The organism is Solirubrobacter pauli (assembly GCF_003633755.1).
Taxonomy (GTDB): domain Bacteria; phylum Actinomycetota; class Thermoleophilia; order Solirubrobacterales; family Solirubrobacteraceae; genus Solirubrobacter; species Solirubrobacter pauli.
Map to the genome: position 1 here is coordinate 81,732 of NZ_RBIL01000001.1, position 16,094 is coordinate 97,825.

At 73.5% G+C, this 16,094-nt stretch carries 16 protein-coding genes; 9 read left to right on the forward strand and 7 right to left on the reverse strand.

Annotated elements, in window-relative coordinates:
* Positions 1-35: 35 nt before the first annotated feature.
* Positions 36-1,478: an MFS transporter gene (locus C8N24_RS00435; protein WP_170178745.1), complete on the forward strand. Its 1,443-nt coding sequence runs from the start codon at positions 36-38 to the stop codon at positions 1,476-1,478.
* Positions 1,447-2,367, forward strand: a complete 921-nt coding sequence (locus C8N24_RS00440) for a DUF808 domain-containing protein (RefSeq protein WP_121246723.1) — start codon at positions 1,447-1,449, stop codon at positions 2,365-2,367. The genes C8N24_RS00435 and C8N24_RS00440 overlap by 32 nt, the downstream gene beginning before the upstream one ends.
* Here C8N24_RS00440 and C8N24_RS00445 read toward each other — a convergent pair.
* Entirely contained in the window at positions 2,364-3,719 is a 1,356-nt protein-coding gene (locus C8N24_RS00445) for an MFS transporter (RefSeq protein ID WP_121246725.1), read from the reverse strand. The genes C8N24_RS00440 and C8N24_RS00445 overlap by 4 nt on opposite strands.
* 73 nt (positions 3,720-3,792) lie before the next feature.
* Here C8N24_RS00445 and C8N24_RS00450 point away from each other — a divergent pair, with 73 nt between their 5' ends.
* Positions 3,793-4,287, forward strand: a complete 495-nt coding sequence (locus tag C8N24_RS00450) for a PadR family transcriptional regulator (RefSeq protein ID WP_170178746.1) — start codon at positions 3,793-3,795, stop codon at positions 4,285-4,287.
* On the opposite strand, the gene C8N24_RS00455 is transcribed toward C8N24_RS00450, so the two are convergent.
* The 4 genes from C8N24_RS00455 to C8N24_RS00465 are packed head-to-tail and all read right to left on the reverse strand — an operon-like array spanning position 4,284 to position 6,292.
* On the reverse strand, positions 4,284-5,189 hold the full coding sequence (locus tag C8N24_RS00455; protein WP_121246731.1) for a hypothetical protein: 906 nt from the start codon (positions 5,187-5,189) through the stop codon (positions 4,284-4,286). The two genes, C8N24_RS00450 and C8N24_RS00455, sit on opposite strands and share 4 nt — an antisense overlap.
* Before the next feature lie 52 nt (positions 5,190-5,241).
* Positions 5,242-5,706 carry a hypothetical protein gene (locus tag C8N24_RS00460; RefSeq protein WP_147447523.1) on the reverse strand — a complete coding sequence of 155 codons (465 nt, stop codon included), beginning with the start codon at positions 5,704-5,706 and terminating at the stop codon, positions 5,242-5,244.
* Positions 5,703-5,861 (reverse strand): hypothetical protein, encoded by a 159-nt coding sequence (locus C8N24_RS33525; RefSeq protein WP_170178747.1) that lies wholly within the window; start codon positions 5,859-5,861, stop codon positions 5,703-5,705. Before C8N24_RS33525 ends, C8N24_RS00460 begins: the two co-directional genes overlap by 4 nt.
* Complete coding sequence (locus C8N24_RS00465; RefSeq protein WP_121246735.1) at positions 5,858-6,292, reverse strand: hypothetical protein; 435 nt, start codon at positions 6,290-6,292, stop codon at positions 5,858-5,860. Before C8N24_RS00465 ends, C8N24_RS33525 begins: the two co-directional genes overlap by 4 nt.
* A gap of 95 nt (positions 6,293-6,387) precedes the next feature.
* Here C8N24_RS00465 and C8N24_RS00470 point away from each other — a divergent pair, with 95 nt between their 5' ends.
* Positions 6,388-9,090, forward strand: coding sequence for a PQQ-dependent sugar dehydrogenase (locus C8N24_RS00470; protein WP_121246737.1), 2,703 nt, complete (start codon positions 6,388-6,390; stop codon positions 9,088-9,090).
* A 54-nt stretch (positions 9,091-9,144) separates the two neighbouring features.
* Complete coding sequence (locus C8N24_RS00475; protein ID WP_211339790.1) at positions 9,145-11,853, forward strand: PQQ-dependent sugar dehydrogenase; 2,709 nt, start codon at positions 9,145-9,147, stop codon at positions 11,851-11,853.
* A 4-nt stretch (positions 11,854-11,857) separates the two neighbouring features.
* On the opposite strand, the gene C8N24_RS00480 is transcribed toward C8N24_RS00475, so the two are convergent.
* A complete protein-coding gene (locus C8N24_RS00480; protein WP_121246739.1) occupies positions 11,858-12,766 on the reverse strand; it encodes a MerR family transcriptional regulator in 909 nt (302 codons plus the stop codon).
* Between the two features lie 56 nt (positions 12,767-12,822).
* On the opposite strand from C8N24_RS00480, the gene larA reads away from it, so the two are divergent.
* The 3 genes from larA to C8N24_RS33535 all read left to right on the forward strand — a co-directional run bounded on the left by larA (position 12,823) and on the right by C8N24_RS33535 (position 14,637).
* On the forward strand, positions 12,823-14,073 hold the full coding sequence (larA, locus tag C8N24_RS00485; protein WP_121246741.1) for a nickel-dependent lactate racemase: 1,251 nt from the start codon (positions 12,823-12,825) through the stop codon (positions 14,071-14,073).
* 220 nt (positions 14,074-14,293) lie between these two features.
* Positions 14,294-14,467: a hypothetical protein gene (locus tag C8N24_RS33530; protein ID WP_170178748.1), complete on the forward strand. Its 174-nt coding sequence runs from the start codon at positions 14,294-14,296 to the stop codon at positions 14,465-14,467.
* On the forward strand, positions 14,464-14,637 hold the full coding sequence (locus tag C8N24_RS33535; protein WP_170178749.1) for a hypothetical protein: 174 nt from the start codon (positions 14,464-14,466) through the stop codon (positions 14,635-14,637). The genes C8N24_RS33530 and C8N24_RS33535 overlap by 4 nt, the downstream gene beginning before the upstream one ends.
* A gap of 136 nt (positions 14,638-14,773) precedes the next feature.
* On the opposite strand, the gene C8N24_RS00490 is transcribed toward C8N24_RS33535, so the two are convergent.
* On the reverse strand, positions 14,774-15,592 hold the full coding sequence (locus tag C8N24_RS00490; RefSeq protein WP_121252841.1) for an NAD-dependent epimerase/dehydratase family protein: 819 nt from the start codon (positions 15,590-15,592) through the stop codon (positions 14,774-14,776).
* Between the two features lie 61 nt (positions 15,593-15,653).
* Here C8N24_RS00490 and C8N24_RS00495 point away from each other — a divergent pair, with 61 nt between their 5' ends.
* Complete coding sequence (locus C8N24_RS00495; RefSeq protein WP_121246743.1) at positions 15,654-16,091, forward strand: MarR family winged helix-turn-helix transcriptional regulator; 438 nt, start codon at positions 15,654-15,656, stop codon at positions 16,089-16,091.
* Positions 16,092-16,094 lie beyond the last annotated feature (3 nt).

Below are 16,094 nucleotides of genomic sequence, written 5' to 3' on the forward strand. Positions count from 1 at the left end.
CGTTTGAGGGTAACAGCGACGGGCAGCCCTGTGGTGTGGTCGTCGCTCTCCCGTGCGTCGCGCAGTTCGTGATCGTCCTCGACGTGACGATCGTGGCCATCGCGCTGCCGGTCGTGCAGTCGGACCTCGGCCTGTCGACGACGCTGCTCGGCTGGGTCGTGACCGTCTATCCGCTCGTCTTCGGCGGCTGCCTGCTGGCCGCCGGCCGCGTGGCCGACCGCTTCGGCCGCCGCCGCACGTTCGTCAGCGGGCTCGTCGTGTTCGGCGGCGCGTCGCTGGCGTGCGCGCTCGCCCCGAGCGGGTCGCTCCTGCTCGTGGGCCGCGCGGTGCAGGGCGTCGGCGCCGCGCTCGTCTCCCCCGCCGCCCTGGCGCTCGTGACCGCGGCGCGCCCGTCCGGCGCGGCGCGCGGCCGCGCGCTGGGCTGGTGGACGGCCGCGGCCGCGGGAGGCGGCGCGAGCGGCTGGGTGCTCGGCGGCCTGCTGAGCGGCTGGCTCGACTGGCGCTGGGTGTTCCTGATCAACGTGCCCGTCTGCCTGGCCGCGGCGATCCTCGCGCCGCGCGTGCTGGCGGAGAGCCGCGCGGCCGCGAGCGGCGAGCGCGCGGTGGCGGGCGGCGCGCCCGCGGTGGCGGGCGACACGGCGACGGGCGGCCACCGCGCGGTGGCGGGCGACACGGCGACGGACGGCCAGCGCGCGGCGACGGGCGGCGAGCCGGGCGCCGCGCGCATCCGCGGCGCTCGCGGCGCCGCCGCGGCCATCGACCTTCCCGGCGCGGCGTTCGTCACGCTCGGCGTCGGCGCGCTCGTCCTCGCGCTGTCGTTCATCGCCGACGGCGGGCCGTGGCTCGCCGCGCTCGTCGTCGCCGCGACGCTGCTCCTCACGCTCACGCGGATCGAGCGGCGCGCGGCCCATCCCCTGCTCGACAAGCGGCTGCTCGGGCGGCGTGCGGTGCTCGCGCCCAACGGCGTCGCGGCGGTGCTGACCGCGACGACCACGCCGCCGATGCTGCTGTGCACGTTGCACGCGCAGCACGAGCTCGGGCTCTCCCCCGCGCTCGCCGGGCTGCTGTTCCCGCCGTTCAACCTGGCGGTGATCGCGGCCTCGCTGCTCGGGCCGCGGATCCGGCGCGGGGCGATCCCCGGCGGGCTGCTCGCGATCGGGGCGGGCGGTGCGCTGCTCGCCGTCCATCTGAGCATCCCGACGATGCTGATCGCGTTCGTGGTCATGGGTGCCGGGCTCGGCGTGGCGTCCGTGGCGTCAACCGCGCGGGGCACCGAGGCGGTCGGCCCCGACGACCAGGGGCTCGCCTCCGCGCTGCTCGCGACGAGCGCCCAGCTGGGCACGGCGCTCGGGCTCGCGGTCTTCCTGCCCACAGGGTTCGTCGCCGCTGCCGCCCTCGCGTTTATCATCGCCGTCTCATGGCAGGGGTTGGACATGGAGGTCCGCGGTGAGCGCCGGCCTCGCTGCGCTACTGGATGACGTCGCGGTGCTCGCGCGCGCCGCCGCCGCTTCGGTCGACGACGTCGCCGCGGGAGCGAGCCGGGCAAGCGTGAAGGCCGCGGGCGTGATCGTCGACGACGCCGCGGTCACACCGCGGTACGTGACGGGCTTCAAGCCCGAGCGCGAGCTTCCGATGATCCGGCGGATCGCGGTCGGCTCGCTGCGCAACAAGCTGCTGTTCATCCTCCCGGTCGCGCTGATCCTCAGCGAGTTCGTGGACTGGTTGCTGACGCCGATCCTGATGGTCGGCGGCGCCTACCTGTGCTTCGAGGGCGCGGAGAAGATCTGGGAGCTGATCAACCCGCGCCACCACGCGGAGGAGAGCTCGGTCTCCGAGCAGGGCGCGCAGCAGGAGGACCAGATGGTGTCCTCCGCGATCAGGACGGACTTCATCCTCTCGGCCGAGATCATGGTCATCTCGCTCAACGAGGTCGAGGACGAGCCGCTGCTCTCCCGCGCGATCATCCTGATCGCCGTCGCCTTCGCGATCACCGCGCTCGTGTACGGCGTGGTCGCGCTGATCGTGAAGATGGACGACGTCGGCCTCAACCTCGCCCGCACCCGCGAAGGCGCCGGCGCTTCGTTCGGCCGCGGCCTGGTGAAGGCGATGCCGATCGTCCTCTCGGTGCTGTCGAAGGTCGGCATCGCCGCGATGCTCTGGGTCGGCGGGCACATCCTGCTCGTCGGCATCGACGAGCTCGGCTGGCATTCCCCGTACGAGGAGGTCCACCACCTCGAGGAGGACGTCGGCGGCGGCGTGCTCGGCTGGTTCGTGAACACGGGGGCGTCGGCGATCCTCGGCATCGTGGTCGGCGCGATCGTGGTGGCGGTGATGCACGTCGTGCACCACCGCCAGAAGGCGCACTAGGCGGGGACGGGCAACCTCGTCGCGAGGCGCGGCACCGCCAGCAGCGCCGCGCCCGCGACCACCACGCCGATCAGCGCGATCACGACGATCGCGCCGCCGGTGGCGGTCGCCGGGTCGTCGCCCCGGATGTAGAGCGTCTCCGCCCCCGCCAGCGCGACCGACGCGCCGAGCTGGCGCAGCAGCAGCAACGTGCCGAGCCCCGCGCCGATCATCCGCGGCGCGACCGTGCGGGTCATGGCGATCTGCAGGCCGCTCAGCTGCGGCCCGACACCGAGCCCGATCAGCGCCATGAACAGCAGGCTCTCCCACTTCGGCGTGCTCGCGTCGAACGTGGCGAAGCCGAGCGCCCCGAGCGTCAGGAGCACGAGCCCGACGAGCACCGTGCTGCGGTACTCGCCGCGGCGCATGATCACGGTGCCGGCGATGTTCACGGACACGATCAGCCCGACGAGCAGCGGGTAGATCAGCAGCCCGCTGTGCGTCGCCGACACGTGCTCGACGCCCTGGAAGTACAGCGGCAGCAGGAGCACGCTCGCGAACAGCCCGAACGCGCCGAACCCGCCCGCGACCAGGATGCCGGCCGTCTTGCGCTCGCGCAGCAGCGACGGCGGGACGATCGGCGCGACCGCGCGGCGCTCGACCACGACGAACGCGGCCAGCGGCAGCACCCCCGCGACGATGAACGCGGCCTCGCGCTCGCTGAGGCCGATCAGGACGAGCCCGATCGCGAGCGTCAGCAGGCCGATGCCGGCGAGGTCGAGCGGCGTGCGCCGGTCCTCGTTGCGCCCGATCGCGGCGGGCAGCACCGTGGCGACGACCGCCAGCGCCGCGAGCCCGATCGGCACGTTGACGAGGAACACCCAGCGCCAGCCGGTCGTGTCGGCGAGGAAGCCGCCGATCAGCGGTCCGACGATGAAGCTCACGCCCATGAGCGCGGCCATCGCGCCCTGCAGCGCCGCGCTGCGCTTCCCCTGGAAGAGGTCCGCGACGAGGATGAAGCTCAGCCCTTCCAGCGCGCCGGCGCCGAGCCCCTGCACCGCGCGGAAGGCGATCAGCTGCTCCATCGACTGCGCCGCCGCGCCGAGTGCCGACCCCGCAAGGAAGATCGTCATCCCGGTGAGCAGCAGCAACCGCCGCCCGTAGCGGTCTGACAGCCGCGCGTAGATCGGCAGCGAGACGGTCGCCGGCACGAGGTACGCGGTGACGGCCCACACGTAGAGGTCGCTGCCGCCGAGCTGGGCGACGATCGTCGGCAGCGCCGTGCCCACGATCGTCTGGTCGAGCATCGCCAGCAGCAGTCCGGACATCACGGCCGCGAGCAGCAGCCGTTCGCGTTTGGGCGTCAGTTCCATATGTCGAGATTTACATGTTGATCTCGACGTGTCAAGTTCGACATGTCAAGTTCGTCAGGTACGATGGACGCCGGTGTCCCTCCGCCACGCGCTCCTCGGCTTGCTCTCGGTCAACCCGGCCACGGGCTACGAGCTGGCCCAGAAGTTCGACGCCTCCCTGGGCACCGCGTGGCACGCGAGCCACAGCCAGATCTATCCCGAGCTGGCCCGGTTGGCCGAGGCGGGCATGGTCGAGGTCGTCGGCGAAGGCGCCCGCAACAGCCGCACCTACGCGGTCACGGACGCCGGCCACGAGGAGATCCGCGCCTGGCTGATCGAGGCCGAGGCGAACCGCAGCCAGCGCAACGAGACCGCCGTCCGCTGGTTCCTGCTCGGCCTGCTCGACCCCGAGGACCGCCGCGCGGCGGTCGACCGCGAGCTCGCTTACGCGGAGGAGTACGTCGCCCGGCTGCGCGAGACCGCCGAGCTGCTCGACGCGATGGAGCACGAGCACCCGTTCCGGCGCACGGTCGACCTCGGGCTACGGACCTCCGCCGTGATGCAGGACTGGCTGCGCGAGCAGCGCTAGCCGGCGCAGCCGACCGCGACCGGCGGGAAGCGCACCACCTGGTCGAGCGTCCGGCCGTGCACGCGCAGGCGCACGACCACCCGGTCGAGCGTGCGCGAGGACGGACAACGAGCGGGGAGCGTCAGCCCGATGGGACCGGAGGAGCTGCTGACGTCGCGCTTCAGGACCAGGCCGTCGATCGGGACGCTGAGCGAGTCGAGATCCCCGGGCGCGTACTCGCCGTCGCGATACACCTTGGCGACCGCGTTCACGTCGGGCAGCGTCACGTCGACGAGCTGCACGTCCGCCCGCCCATCGTTGTGCAGGTAGACCGTGACGTTCGCGCGCCCGTCTTTGAGCGACGACAGCTCCGCGGTGCCCGCCGAGAGCGGATGCAGGAAGCCGTACGACAGGGTGGCCGCGGTGAGCCCGAGCCCGGCGATCAGCGTCAGCAGCGCCCATGGGCGCGTCCATCGCCACCGCCCTTCGCGCACCGAGGCCTCGCGTGCGACGACCACGAGCGCGATGAACGCCGCGAGGCCACTCACCTCGAGCAGCCCCGAGTGCGAGACGTTGCCGATCATCACCCAGCCGAGCGCCGCCGCCGCGACCGCGAGCGGCGTCAGCGGCGCCGCGATGTCCGTGTGCCGCTGCAGGAACGAGCCGACGCCGAACGCGAAGACATAGCCGGCGAGGAGCAGCGGACCGACATCGGCGGCGAGGCTCCACGGTCCCTCGATCCGGTACGGCCAGCCGAGACCGGTCGTGCCGTCCGTGAACTGGATCGGCACGCCGATGAGCTCCAACGGCAGGAAGACGAGCAAGGACCCGAGCCAGGCGAACAGCGATCCGCCGACGACGGCCCAGAACGACTGCACCAACGTCGGGCGGGCGAGGGGTGCACGCGTGGCGAGTGCCGTCATGCGATGGTGCGCGCCCAACCGGGCCGCAGCACGATCGGTGCGGGGATCGCGGTCATCGGCACCTCACCGGGGCGAGCTTCGGCAACGTCAGGGCTTGTGTCACGTCGCGACCGTCGATCCGCATGCGGACCTCGAGCCCCTTGACGGTCGGGGCGTGCGGGCAGCGCGCGGGCACGGCGATGTCGAGCCACTCGTCCCCGCCGGCCGGCACCGTCCTTCCCGCGACCGGCGTCCACGCGTCGGCGGCGGTCGTGTAAGTCCCGTCGACGGGCCGCCGGACCGTGGCGCCAGGCACGCCCGGAGCGGATGCGGAGACGAGCTCGACCGCACGGTCGCCGTCGTTGTGGACCGGCGCCGAGATCGCCGCCTCGTCCCCGGTCCAGCGCAGCTCGGTGGTGCCCAGGCTCAGCGGCTGCGGGTCACCCTCGGGCAGCAGCCACGTGACCATGGCGACGTTGGCGACCACGACGAGCGCGACCGCGGCCAGCGCGAAGCGCCATCCTTGCCGGCGGCTCAACGGGCGCACGGGACCACCACCGGCGGCGTGATGCGCACGGCCTGGTCGACCTCCCGGCCGCGCACGCGCAGACGCACGTCGAGCCGGTCGACGCGCCAGGACGCGGAGCACCCGGACGGCATCGTGCCGGCGGCGACGCCCACGATCGCGGTCATCGGCACTCCCAGCGGATCGTGCCCGGGAAGCGGAGCGATTGCGCGTGCTCGTGGCCGCCCATGCGCAGGCGGACGACGAGCCGGTCGAGCTCCGGCGGGTCTGGGCAGAGCGTCGGCATGCGCAGGAGGAAGCGGCCGTCCTCGCCGGCGCGGATCGGGGTCGTGGAGTCGCCGAGGTGGACCGCGTCGATGTCGGGCAGGGACGCGTCGACGACCTCGACGTCGGCGTCGCCGGTGTTGCGCACGCCGACCGAGACGGCGATCTCGCCGCCACGGGCGCCGATGGCGCTGAAGGTCTTCAGCTCGAGCGGTTGGCCCGGCGAGCCTTCCGACCGGGCGGTGACGACGAGCGCCAGGGTGACCAGCGCTCCCAGCGCGATCGCCAACCAGGCCGGACCGATGCCCCGGCGAGCCTCCGTGCCCGTCTCCATCGTCGGCCACCCTAGGTACTCAGCGTTTACTCCGCAAGCGCAGCGTGGACGAATGTTCACGGCGCGTGCGGGACGAGCGCTCTAGGTTCCAGGTAATGCGGAGGCTTGCTGGATTGCTGGTGACGCTCGTCGTGCTCGTGGGTGCGGCGAACGCGTCGGCCACCGTGCTGCCTCCCGGCTTCGTCGAGACGACCGTCCTGCCGGACCTCGGCGTTCCGACCGCGTTCCGGTTCGCGCCGGACGGACGCGTGTTCGTCGCGAGCAAGGACGGCCGGATCAACGTCTACGACTCGATCGAGGACACGACCCCGACGCTGTTCGCCGACCTGCGGCGACAGGTCCACGACTACTGGGACCGCGGGCTGCTGGGCATGACGCTCGACCCGGACTTCGCGGGCGACCGCCCGTACGTGTACGTGCTCTACGCCTACGACAAGGACGGGCACTGGAACGACGACTGCGTGCTCCCCGACGACGTGGGCTGCGTGGTCAGCGGACGGCTCTCCCGCCTGGGCCCCGACGGCACCGAGACCGTCCTGATCGAGGACTGGTGCCAGCAGTTCCCGTCGCACTCGGTCGGCGCGGTCGAGTTCGGCCCCGACGGGCAGCTCTACGTGTCGGCCGGCGAGGGCGCCTCGTTCCTATGGACCGACTGGGGCCAGAGCGGGAACCCGTGTGGCGACCCGCCGTCGACGCCGCAGCTGGCCTGGACGTCCGCGGGCGGCTCGCTCCGGGCGCAGTCGTTCAACCGCCCTGAGGGCGAGGCGGCCGTGCTCGGCGGTGCGTTGCTGCGCGTGGACCCGGACACCGGCGCCGCGTCCGCCGGCAACCCCGCGATCGCCGACCCGGACCCCAACCGGCAGCGGATCATCGCCTACGGCTTCCGCAACCCGTTCCGGTTCACGTTCCGGCCGGGAACGCAGGAGATCTGGGTCGGTGACGTCGGCGCGGACACCGTCGAGGAGATCGACCGCATCCACGACCGCCGGAACGTCCCGAACTTCGGCTGGCCGTGCTACGAGGGCGCGAATCGCCACTGGGCGTTCGGCGGGATGGGCAACCCGCTGTGCGTCGGGGTGTACGAGCGCGGCGACATGCAGCCGGCGTACTTCGCGTACCAGCACGGCGAGCCGGTCGTGCCGGGCGAGACGTGCCCGCCCGCGCAGGGCTCGGTCTCCGGGCTCGTCTTCTACACGGCCACCGCGTTCCCGGCCAGGTACGACGACGCGCTGTTCTTCAGCGACTTCGCGCGCAGCTGCATCTGGGTCGCCCCCAAGGGGTCCGACGGCCTACCCGACATGGCCCGCGTCGAGCCGTTCGCCTCCGACGCGTCCGTCCCCGTCTCGCTCACGCAGGGCCCGGATGGCGCGCTCTACTACGCCGACCTGGCCGAGGGCTCGATCCGGCGGATCGCCTGGCGCGACAACGGCCCCACGGCGCGGATCGTGGCCACGCCGACCGCGGGTCCCACCCCGCTCACCGTGGCCTTCGACGGCACGACCTCCAGCGACCCCAAGGGCCGCGAGCTCACTTACACGTGGGACCTCGACGGCGACGGCGTCTACGGCGACTCGACCGAGACGAAGCCCACCCACGAGTACACGACCCCGGGCAAGTTCGTCGTCCGCGTGCGCGTGACCGACATCGCCGGCCAGACCGACACGGCCTCGCAGCTGATCACGGCGGGCACCCCGCCGACGGTCGTGGTGACCGCGCCGAAGTGGTTCACCGTGGGCGAGACGATCAGCTTCTCCGCCACCGCGCACGACGGCGACGGCGAGGTGCTGCCGGCGTCGGCCCTCACCTGGGCACTCGAGATCCGCCACTGCTCGCGCACGGATGCCGGCGTCTGCCACACGCACCCGGTCAAGGGGTGGACGAACACCGCGTCCGCGACCACCGACGCACCCGACCACGAGTATCCGTCCCACCTGCTGCTGAAGGTGACCGCGCGCGACGACGATGGGCTGACGACGACGCGCGAGACCCGGATCGATCCGCGCACGGTGCAGCTCACCGTCGCCAGCGACCCACCGGGGCTGGAGGTCACGCTCGGCGACGAGCGGCTGCCCGCCCCGTTCACGCGCACGGTGATGGCCGGCTCGACGAACTCGGTCGCCGCGACGACGTCACAGGTGCTGGACGGCATCCCGTTCACCTTCGCCGGGTGGAGCGGCGGCGTCGCCGCCACGGGCCTGGTGACGGCGCCGGCGTCCGGCGGCGCCACCTACACGGCGCGGTACACGCGCCCCGCGCCGCCCACGCCGACGCCCACCGCCACCGCCACCGCGACCGCCACTACACAGCCGCCGGAAGCGCCACCGCAGGTCAACCCGTTCACCCCGCCGGACGTCGGCGGCCTCCCGCCCGCGCCCAAGCTGCTCGGCGCGTGGGGCTTCGACGCCGGGGCCAACCGCGTCACCGGCCGTCACGGCAAGGCGCTGGCGCTCACCGGCCGCAACGGGCTCACCGTGCGCGCACCGCGCCTGGGCACGTTCACGGTCGAAGCCTGGGTGTACGCGACCCGCGCCGGCACCGTCGCGCAGCGCGGCAGCGCGTTCCGCCTGCCGACGACGCTGCGCCGGCGCTGGACGCACCTCGCGCTGACCTATGACGGCACGACGCTCCGCCACTATCGCAACGGTGCGCTCGCCACCGCCCAGCGCCGCACGCTGAAGCGCACGACGAGCCCGCTCCGATTCGGCGGCTTCCGGGGCCGGCTCGACGACGTGCGCCTCTACGACGGCGCGCTGGCGCCGGCGCAGCTCGCGGACGACATGCGCCGCGCCGTGCGCTGACCCGCGCGGACGAGCGCCCGCGCGCCAACCGGCGCGTGGGAATACGGTCGGTGCGTGCGGAGGCTGCTCACGCTGCTCGTCGTCACGGGCTCGCTCGCCGGGGCGGGGTCGGCGTCCGCGGGCGTGCTGCCCGCCGGGTTCACGCAGACCACGCAGTGGAACGGGCTCGGCAACCCGACCGTGATCCGGTTCGCCGCCGACGGGCGCGTGCTCGTCGCGAGCAAGAGCGGCATCGTCAGCGTCTTCGACTCGCTCGACGACCCGTCGCCGACCGTGCTGACCGACCTGCGCGGCGCGGTCCACGACTACTGGGACCGTGGCCTGCTCGGCATGGCGCTCGATCCGCGCTTCACCGCCGGTCGCCCGTACGTGTACGTGCTCTACGCGTACGACAAGCCGGGTTGGGGCGACGGCTGCCCCGCGCCGCCCGGGCCGACCGCGGACGGATGCGTGATCAGCGGACGGCTCTCGCGGATCGCCGCGGACGGCAACGAGACCGTGCTGATCGAGGACTGGTGCCAGCAGTACCCGAGCCACTCCGTGGGCTCGCTGGAGTTCGGCCCGGACGGGCAGCTCTACGTGTCCAGCGGCGAGGGCGCGTCGTTCAACTGGGCCGACTACGGGCAGGCCGGCGCTCCGCTCAACCCGTGCGGCGACCCGCCCGGCACGGTCGGCTCCACGCTCTCGGCGATCACGTCTCAGGGCGGCGCCCTGCGCGCCCAGGCCTTCCGCCGGCCCGCCGGCCAGCGCGTCGCGCTGGGCGGCTCGATCCTGCGCGTGAACCCGGACACGGGCGCAGCGTCGGACGGCAACCCCGCCGGTGCGAGCGCCGACCCGAACCGCCGCCGGATCGTCGCCTACGGCTTCCGCAACCCGTTCCGCTTCACGCTGAGGCCGGGCACGGGTGAGATCTGGTCCGGCGACGTCGGCTGGAACACGTGGGAGGAGATCAACCGCACCCAGAACCTCGCGCAGGTGCGCAACTACGGCTGGCCGTGCTACGAGGGCGCGCCGAAGCTCGGCGCCTACGACACGCTCGACAACCGCTCGTGCGAGACGCTCTACGCCGAGGGCGGTGTGACGGCACCGTACTTCGCGTACGACCACGCCGAGCCGGTCGTCCCGGGCGAGACCTGCACCACGGGCTCGAGCTCGATCTCGGGCCTGCACTTCTACCGGGGTGCCGCGTTCGGGGCGGCGTACGACGGCGCGCTGTTCTTCGGCGACTTCTCGCGCAACTGCATCTGGGTCGTCCACAAGGGCGACGACGGCCTGCCGGACCTGCGCACCCGCGAGACGTTCGCCGCCCAGGCGGACGGCCCGGTGTGGCTGACGCAGGGCCCCAACGGCGCGCTGTACTACGCCGATCTCTCCGGTGGCCGGGTCCAGCGGATCGCGGCGACCGACAGCGCGCCGACCGCGCACATCACGGCGACGCCGACGGCGGGCGCCGTGCCGCTCACGGTGACGTTCGACGGCCGCGGCTCGACCGACCCTGACGGTCGGGCGCTCGCGTACGCATGGGACCTCGACGGCGACGGCGCCTACGACGACGCCGCCACCGCGCGCGCTTCGTTCACCTACCGCTCCCCCGGCGCGGTGGCCGTCCGCCTGCGCGTGACGACGGCGGCGGGCGTGACCGCCAGCGCCACGCGGACGATCACGGCCGGGGCGCCACCGACGGTGACCATCAGCGCCCCGTCGCCGGCCACGACGTGGGCGGTCGGCGACGCCGTCAGCTTCAGCGGATCGGCGCGCAACGGCGCGGGCGACGCGCTCGCCGCCGCGCGCCTGACGTGGTCGCTGGCCCTGCGCCACTGCTCGCGCACGGACGCGGGCGTCTGCCACACGCACGCGCTGCAGGACTTCGTGGGCGTCGCGTCCGGACAGTTCGTCGCGCCCGACCACGAGTACCCGTCCCACCTGCAGCTGTCGCTGACCGCGATCGACGCCGCGGGCCTGTCGGCGACGCGGACCGTGCGGCTGGATCCGCGCACCGCCGAGCTGGAGCTGCGCGCCGAGCCGGCCGGGCTGGCGCTGACGCTCGGGAGCGAGACCCTGCCGACGCCGTTCTCGCGGACCGTGCTGGCGCAGTCGCAGAACGCGGTCGGCGCGGCCTCGCCACAGCTGCTCGACGGCGTGGCGTACACGTTCGCGAGCTGGGCCGGAGGGCCTGCGTCCACCGGCTTCGTGATCGCGCCCGCGTCGGGCAGCGCGACCTACACCGCACGCTTCGTCGCGGCGTCGGCGCCGAGCGCGTCTCCGGACACGCCCGCCCCGCCGTCCACGCCGCCCGTCGTGCGGCCCGCCGCTCCCCAGCTGCTCGGCGCGTGGGGCTTCGACCGCGGAGCGAACCGCGGAGCGAACCGCGGAGCGAACCGCGTCGCCGGCCGCCACGGCAAGGCGCTCCGGCTCGACGGCAAGACCCGCTTCGTCGTGCGCGCGCCGCGCCTGCCCACGTTCACGGTCGAGGCGTGGGTGTACGCGACGCGCGCGGGCACCGTCGCGCAGCGCGGCGACGCGTTCCGGCTGCCGACCCCGGCGCGGACGCGCTGGACGCACCTCGCGCTCACCTACGACGGCACGACCGTCCGCACCTACCGCGACGGCACGCGCGTCGGCGCCAGACGCGCCGCGCTCGCGGCCACCACGCGCCCGCTGCGCTTCGGTGCCTTCACGGGCCGGCTCGACGACCTCCGCGTCTACGACGGCGCGTTGACCGCGACGCAGATCGCCGCCGACCGGCGCGCACCCGTGCGCTGACGGCCTACGCGCGCAGCGCGGCCACGAACCACGTCCACGCGGGCACGGTCGTCGGCACGGGCGGCCAGCCGTTGATCACGGCCAGCAGCTGCCAGTAGCGCTCCGCGCGGGCGTCCAGCCCGACCTCGAGCCGGTCGGCCAGCGCCGCACGCGAGAGCCCGCCCGGGAACACCGGATGGACCTCGTCGACGATCGCCGCAGCCGCGTCGCTCGCCGGGTCGACGCCCGCGGCCAACGCCGCGCCGGCGCGCGCGCTCACCCGCTCGGCAGCCTCCTGCCAGCCGGCGTCGGGCGCCAGCGTCTCCCCCGCCTCGCGGGCGGCCGCGTGCTGCTCGCTCATGCGCCGGATCGACGCCTTGAACTCCGGGTCCTGCACGAGCTGGGCGAGCTCGATCCAGGCGTCCACCTGCTCGGGCGTCGGGTCCTCCGGCAGGTCGGGCGAGACCGACCGCATGCGTGCCGCGAACCCGGGTGCCATGTCGAGCCCGTCGAAGGCCTCGTCGAGGAACCCGGCGACGATCCGCTTGCGCTCGTCGTCGCTGAGCTGTGCGAGCTTGTGCATCCGTTGCATCTCCTGTGGGTCGCTGCCATTGCGGGCGACCGCCTCGAGCACGGCCTTCTGCACGCGCAGGACGCGGATCTGCGCCCCGACCGCCGCGGCGTGCGCCGCCGCGACGTCCGGGACGCTGACCTCGCGCTCCAGTACCCGGCGGATCGTCGCGAGGTCGATCCCCAGGTCGCGCAGGGTCCGCACCAGCCCGAGCCGCGCCAGCGCGTCCTCGCCGTACAGGCGATAGCCGGACTCGCTGCGCTCGGCCTCGGGCACCACGCCGGCATCCGAGTAGAAGCGGATCGTCCGCACGGGCAACCCGGTGCGGCGCGCCAGCTCTCCGATGCTCAGCAGGGCGGTCATGCGGCCAGTCTCAGGTCTCCACCGACTGGAGAGTCAAGCGGAGTATTCTGGCGCTGGTGAAGGTCCGGCTCGCTTACGGCGTCGGAGGGCTCGAGGTCGAGCTGCCCGACGACCGCACCACCGTCGTCGAACCCGCGTACCACGAGGGTGCGCCCGACGAGGCCGCCGTGCTGCGCGATGCGCTCCGGCAGCCGGTCGCGGGTCCGCCGTTGCGCGAGCTCGTGCGCCCCGGGGTGAAGGTCGCGATCTCGATGTGCGACGGCACCCGCGCGCAGCCGCGCGACAAGATGATCCCCGCGGTGCTGGAGGAGCTGGGCGTGCCCGACGAGGACGTCGTGATCCTCGTCGCCACCGGCACCCACCGCGGGAACACCGACGAGGAGATCCGGGCGATGCTCGGCGACGACGTCGTGTCGCGCATCCGCGTGGTCAACCACGACGCGCGCGACCGGTCGACGCTGACGTACCTGGGCGAGCACGGCCGCGGCGTGCCGGTGTGGATCAACCGCGAGTGGGTCGAGGCGGACCTGCGGATCACGACCGGGTTCGTGGAGCCGCACTTCTTCGCCGGCTTCAGCGGCGGGCCGAAGCTCGTCACGCCCGGGCTCGCCGGGCTGGACACGGTGCTCGTGCTGCACGACGCGGTGCGGATCGGCGACCCGAAGGCGACGTGGGGCATCACCGAGGGCAACCCCGTCCACGACGACATCCGCGCGGCCGCCGCGGCAGCGCCGCCGCACTTCGCGTTCGACGTGATCCTCAACCGCGAGCAGCGCGTGATCGAGGCGTTCGCGGGTGAGCTCGGGCCGATGCACGCGGCCGCCTGCGCCGCGGCCCAGACGCTCGCCATGCAGGCCGTGCCGGAGCCGTTCGACGTGGTCGTCACCAGCAACTCCGGCTATCCGCTCGACCAGAACCTCTACCAGGCCGTGAAGGGCATGTCGGCGGCGGCGAAGGTCGTCAAGCCGGGCGGGCTGATCGTGTGCGCCGCCGAGTGCCGCGACGGGTTCCCCGGCCACGGCTCCTACCGCGAGCTGCTCGAGCAGCACGCGTCGCCCCGCGCGTTCCTGGACGCGCTCAAGCAGGCCGACCATGTCACGCCCGACCAGTGGCAGGTCCAGATCCAATACAACGTCCAGGATCACGCCCGGCTCGTGATGCACACGTCGCACCTCTCGGACGACGAGCTCCGCGCCGTCCACCTCGAGCAGACGCGCGACATCTCGGCGACCGTCGCCGCCGAGGGATCCTCCGCGACCGTATGCGTGCTCCCCGAGGGCCCGCAGACGATCGCCTACGTCGACTGACCAAGACTGCTAGCCTTGAGCGCTACAGGTCGGGCAATTGCGCCCGGCGTCGCCGTGCCCAGCGCAGTAGACGTTGCTTTTGCAACCCCTCCACCCGCTCTGCACATGCGCGAGCACGCCGGCGGAGACCGACGCCGGGTCCCCATGACCCACGCGCGACGCAGATCCCGCCCGTCAACCGCGCGGCGACCAAATTCAACTTGATCGGAGGACGACTCCCATGGGTCAGTCCCAACAGCAGCACCGCACCCCCTCCACGCGCCGCGAGTCCGTCTCCACGGCCGTCGGCATCGCCGCCGAGCGCGCGGCCCTCGCCGCCCGCGAGCGCGACCTCGTGCAGGCCCGCGCCGCCGCGCAGCGCCTGGCGAGCACGTCATCGGCGAGCGCCCGATGACCCCGCCCCCGAACCCGGCGCCCCGCCCGCGTTCCGCCTCGCCGGCGGAGCGCAGCGAGGAGTTCGCCGCGCACCAGCAGAAGCTCAAGGACGAAGCGGCCGCGCGCCGCAAAGCGGCCGAGAGCGACCCGGCCGCGAAGCCCAAGCCGCGCCCGACGTCCAGCGGCTGACACCCCGGTCGTCCAGCCAGCGCACCCCTCCTCCCCAAGGAACGCGCTCGCTCACAAGACGACGCCGGCCTGAAGACGCGCAACGACCTCATCGGCCCCGCCTGACCAGCGGGGCCGAGTTCGTCAAGGGCCACGCTCAGAGCATGCCCTCGCGCGCAGCGGCGTGGATCGTCGGCACGGTCGGCTCGAAGCCGAGCGCACGCGCCAGCGAGCCGTCCATGCGGCCGGCCCAGGGCGTGGCGAGCGGCTCGGCCGAGCCCTCGATCGGGGCGCCCGCGTACTGCGCCATCTCGTAGACCGTGACGGGCGCGTCGTCGGTGATGTTCACGACGCGGCCGTCCATCGCCCCGGTCAGCGCGAGGCGGAAGGCGATCGCGACGTCGCGGTGGTGCGCCACGGAGTAGCTGTGAGCGGGATGCAGGCCGAAGCGCGAAGCGAGCGCGGGCATCGACTCGAGGTGGCCGTCGCCGTCGCCGTAGACGAACGGCAGCCGCAGGATCGACCAGGTCAGCCCGCTGTCGCGCAGCAGCGCCTCCGCGGCCAGCTTGCTCGCGGGGTAGGCGGCCTTCGCCGTGGCCGGGTCGTCCTCGCGCGCCGGGTGCCCGACGTCGCCGCCGTAGACGTTGCCGGTGCTCGCCATCACGAAGCGGGCGCTCGGCGCGTGGGCCTTGACGGCGTCCACCAGGTGCCGGGTGCCGTCGAGGTTGGCGCGCCAGATCGCGTCCTCGTCGCCGGTGCGGAAGAGCGCCGCGAGGTGCACGACCGCGTCGACGCCTTCGACCGCCTCGCGCAGCGTGGCGGGGTCGGAGAGCTCGCCGCGCACACCGGTCACGCCGGCCGGAAGGTCCACCTCGCGGCGGACGAGCGCGCGGCAGTCGAACCCTGCCGCGGAGAGGCGGGGCAGGAGGCGCGAGCCGACGAGGCCGGTCCCGCCGGTGAGCAGCACAGTCTGCATGATCATCTCCATTGCTGATCGTCAGTAGAACTGACGATCAGCGTAGCGGTAAAATTGCGGCATGGCAACCGAGGAGGATCTGGGGCCACGGCTCGCCGGCCGGCTCACCCACCGCCTCAAGCGCGCGCTGGTGGATCTCGAAGCGCTGCACGAGCGGCACCTCGCCCCGGTGGGGATCAGTGCCCGCGAGCTCGCGCTGCTCCTGTTCCTCGAAGGCCGCGAGCCCGAGTCCCAGCAGCAGGCGGCCGCGCGCCTCGGCATCGACCGCACGACCATGGTCGGCCTGCTGGACTCGCTGGAGGACAAGGGGCTGGTCGCCCGCCGGCCGGACGCCGGGGACCGCCGGCGCAACGTCGTCGTGCTCACCGAGGCGGGCGAGGCGAAGCTCCAAACGGCGACCGAGGCCAGCGACGCCGCGGAGCGGGAGCTCCTCGCCTCGCTCGCCGAGCCCGAGCGCGTGCAGCTGCGCGCGCTGCTCGAACGCGTCACCGCCGCCTAGCGA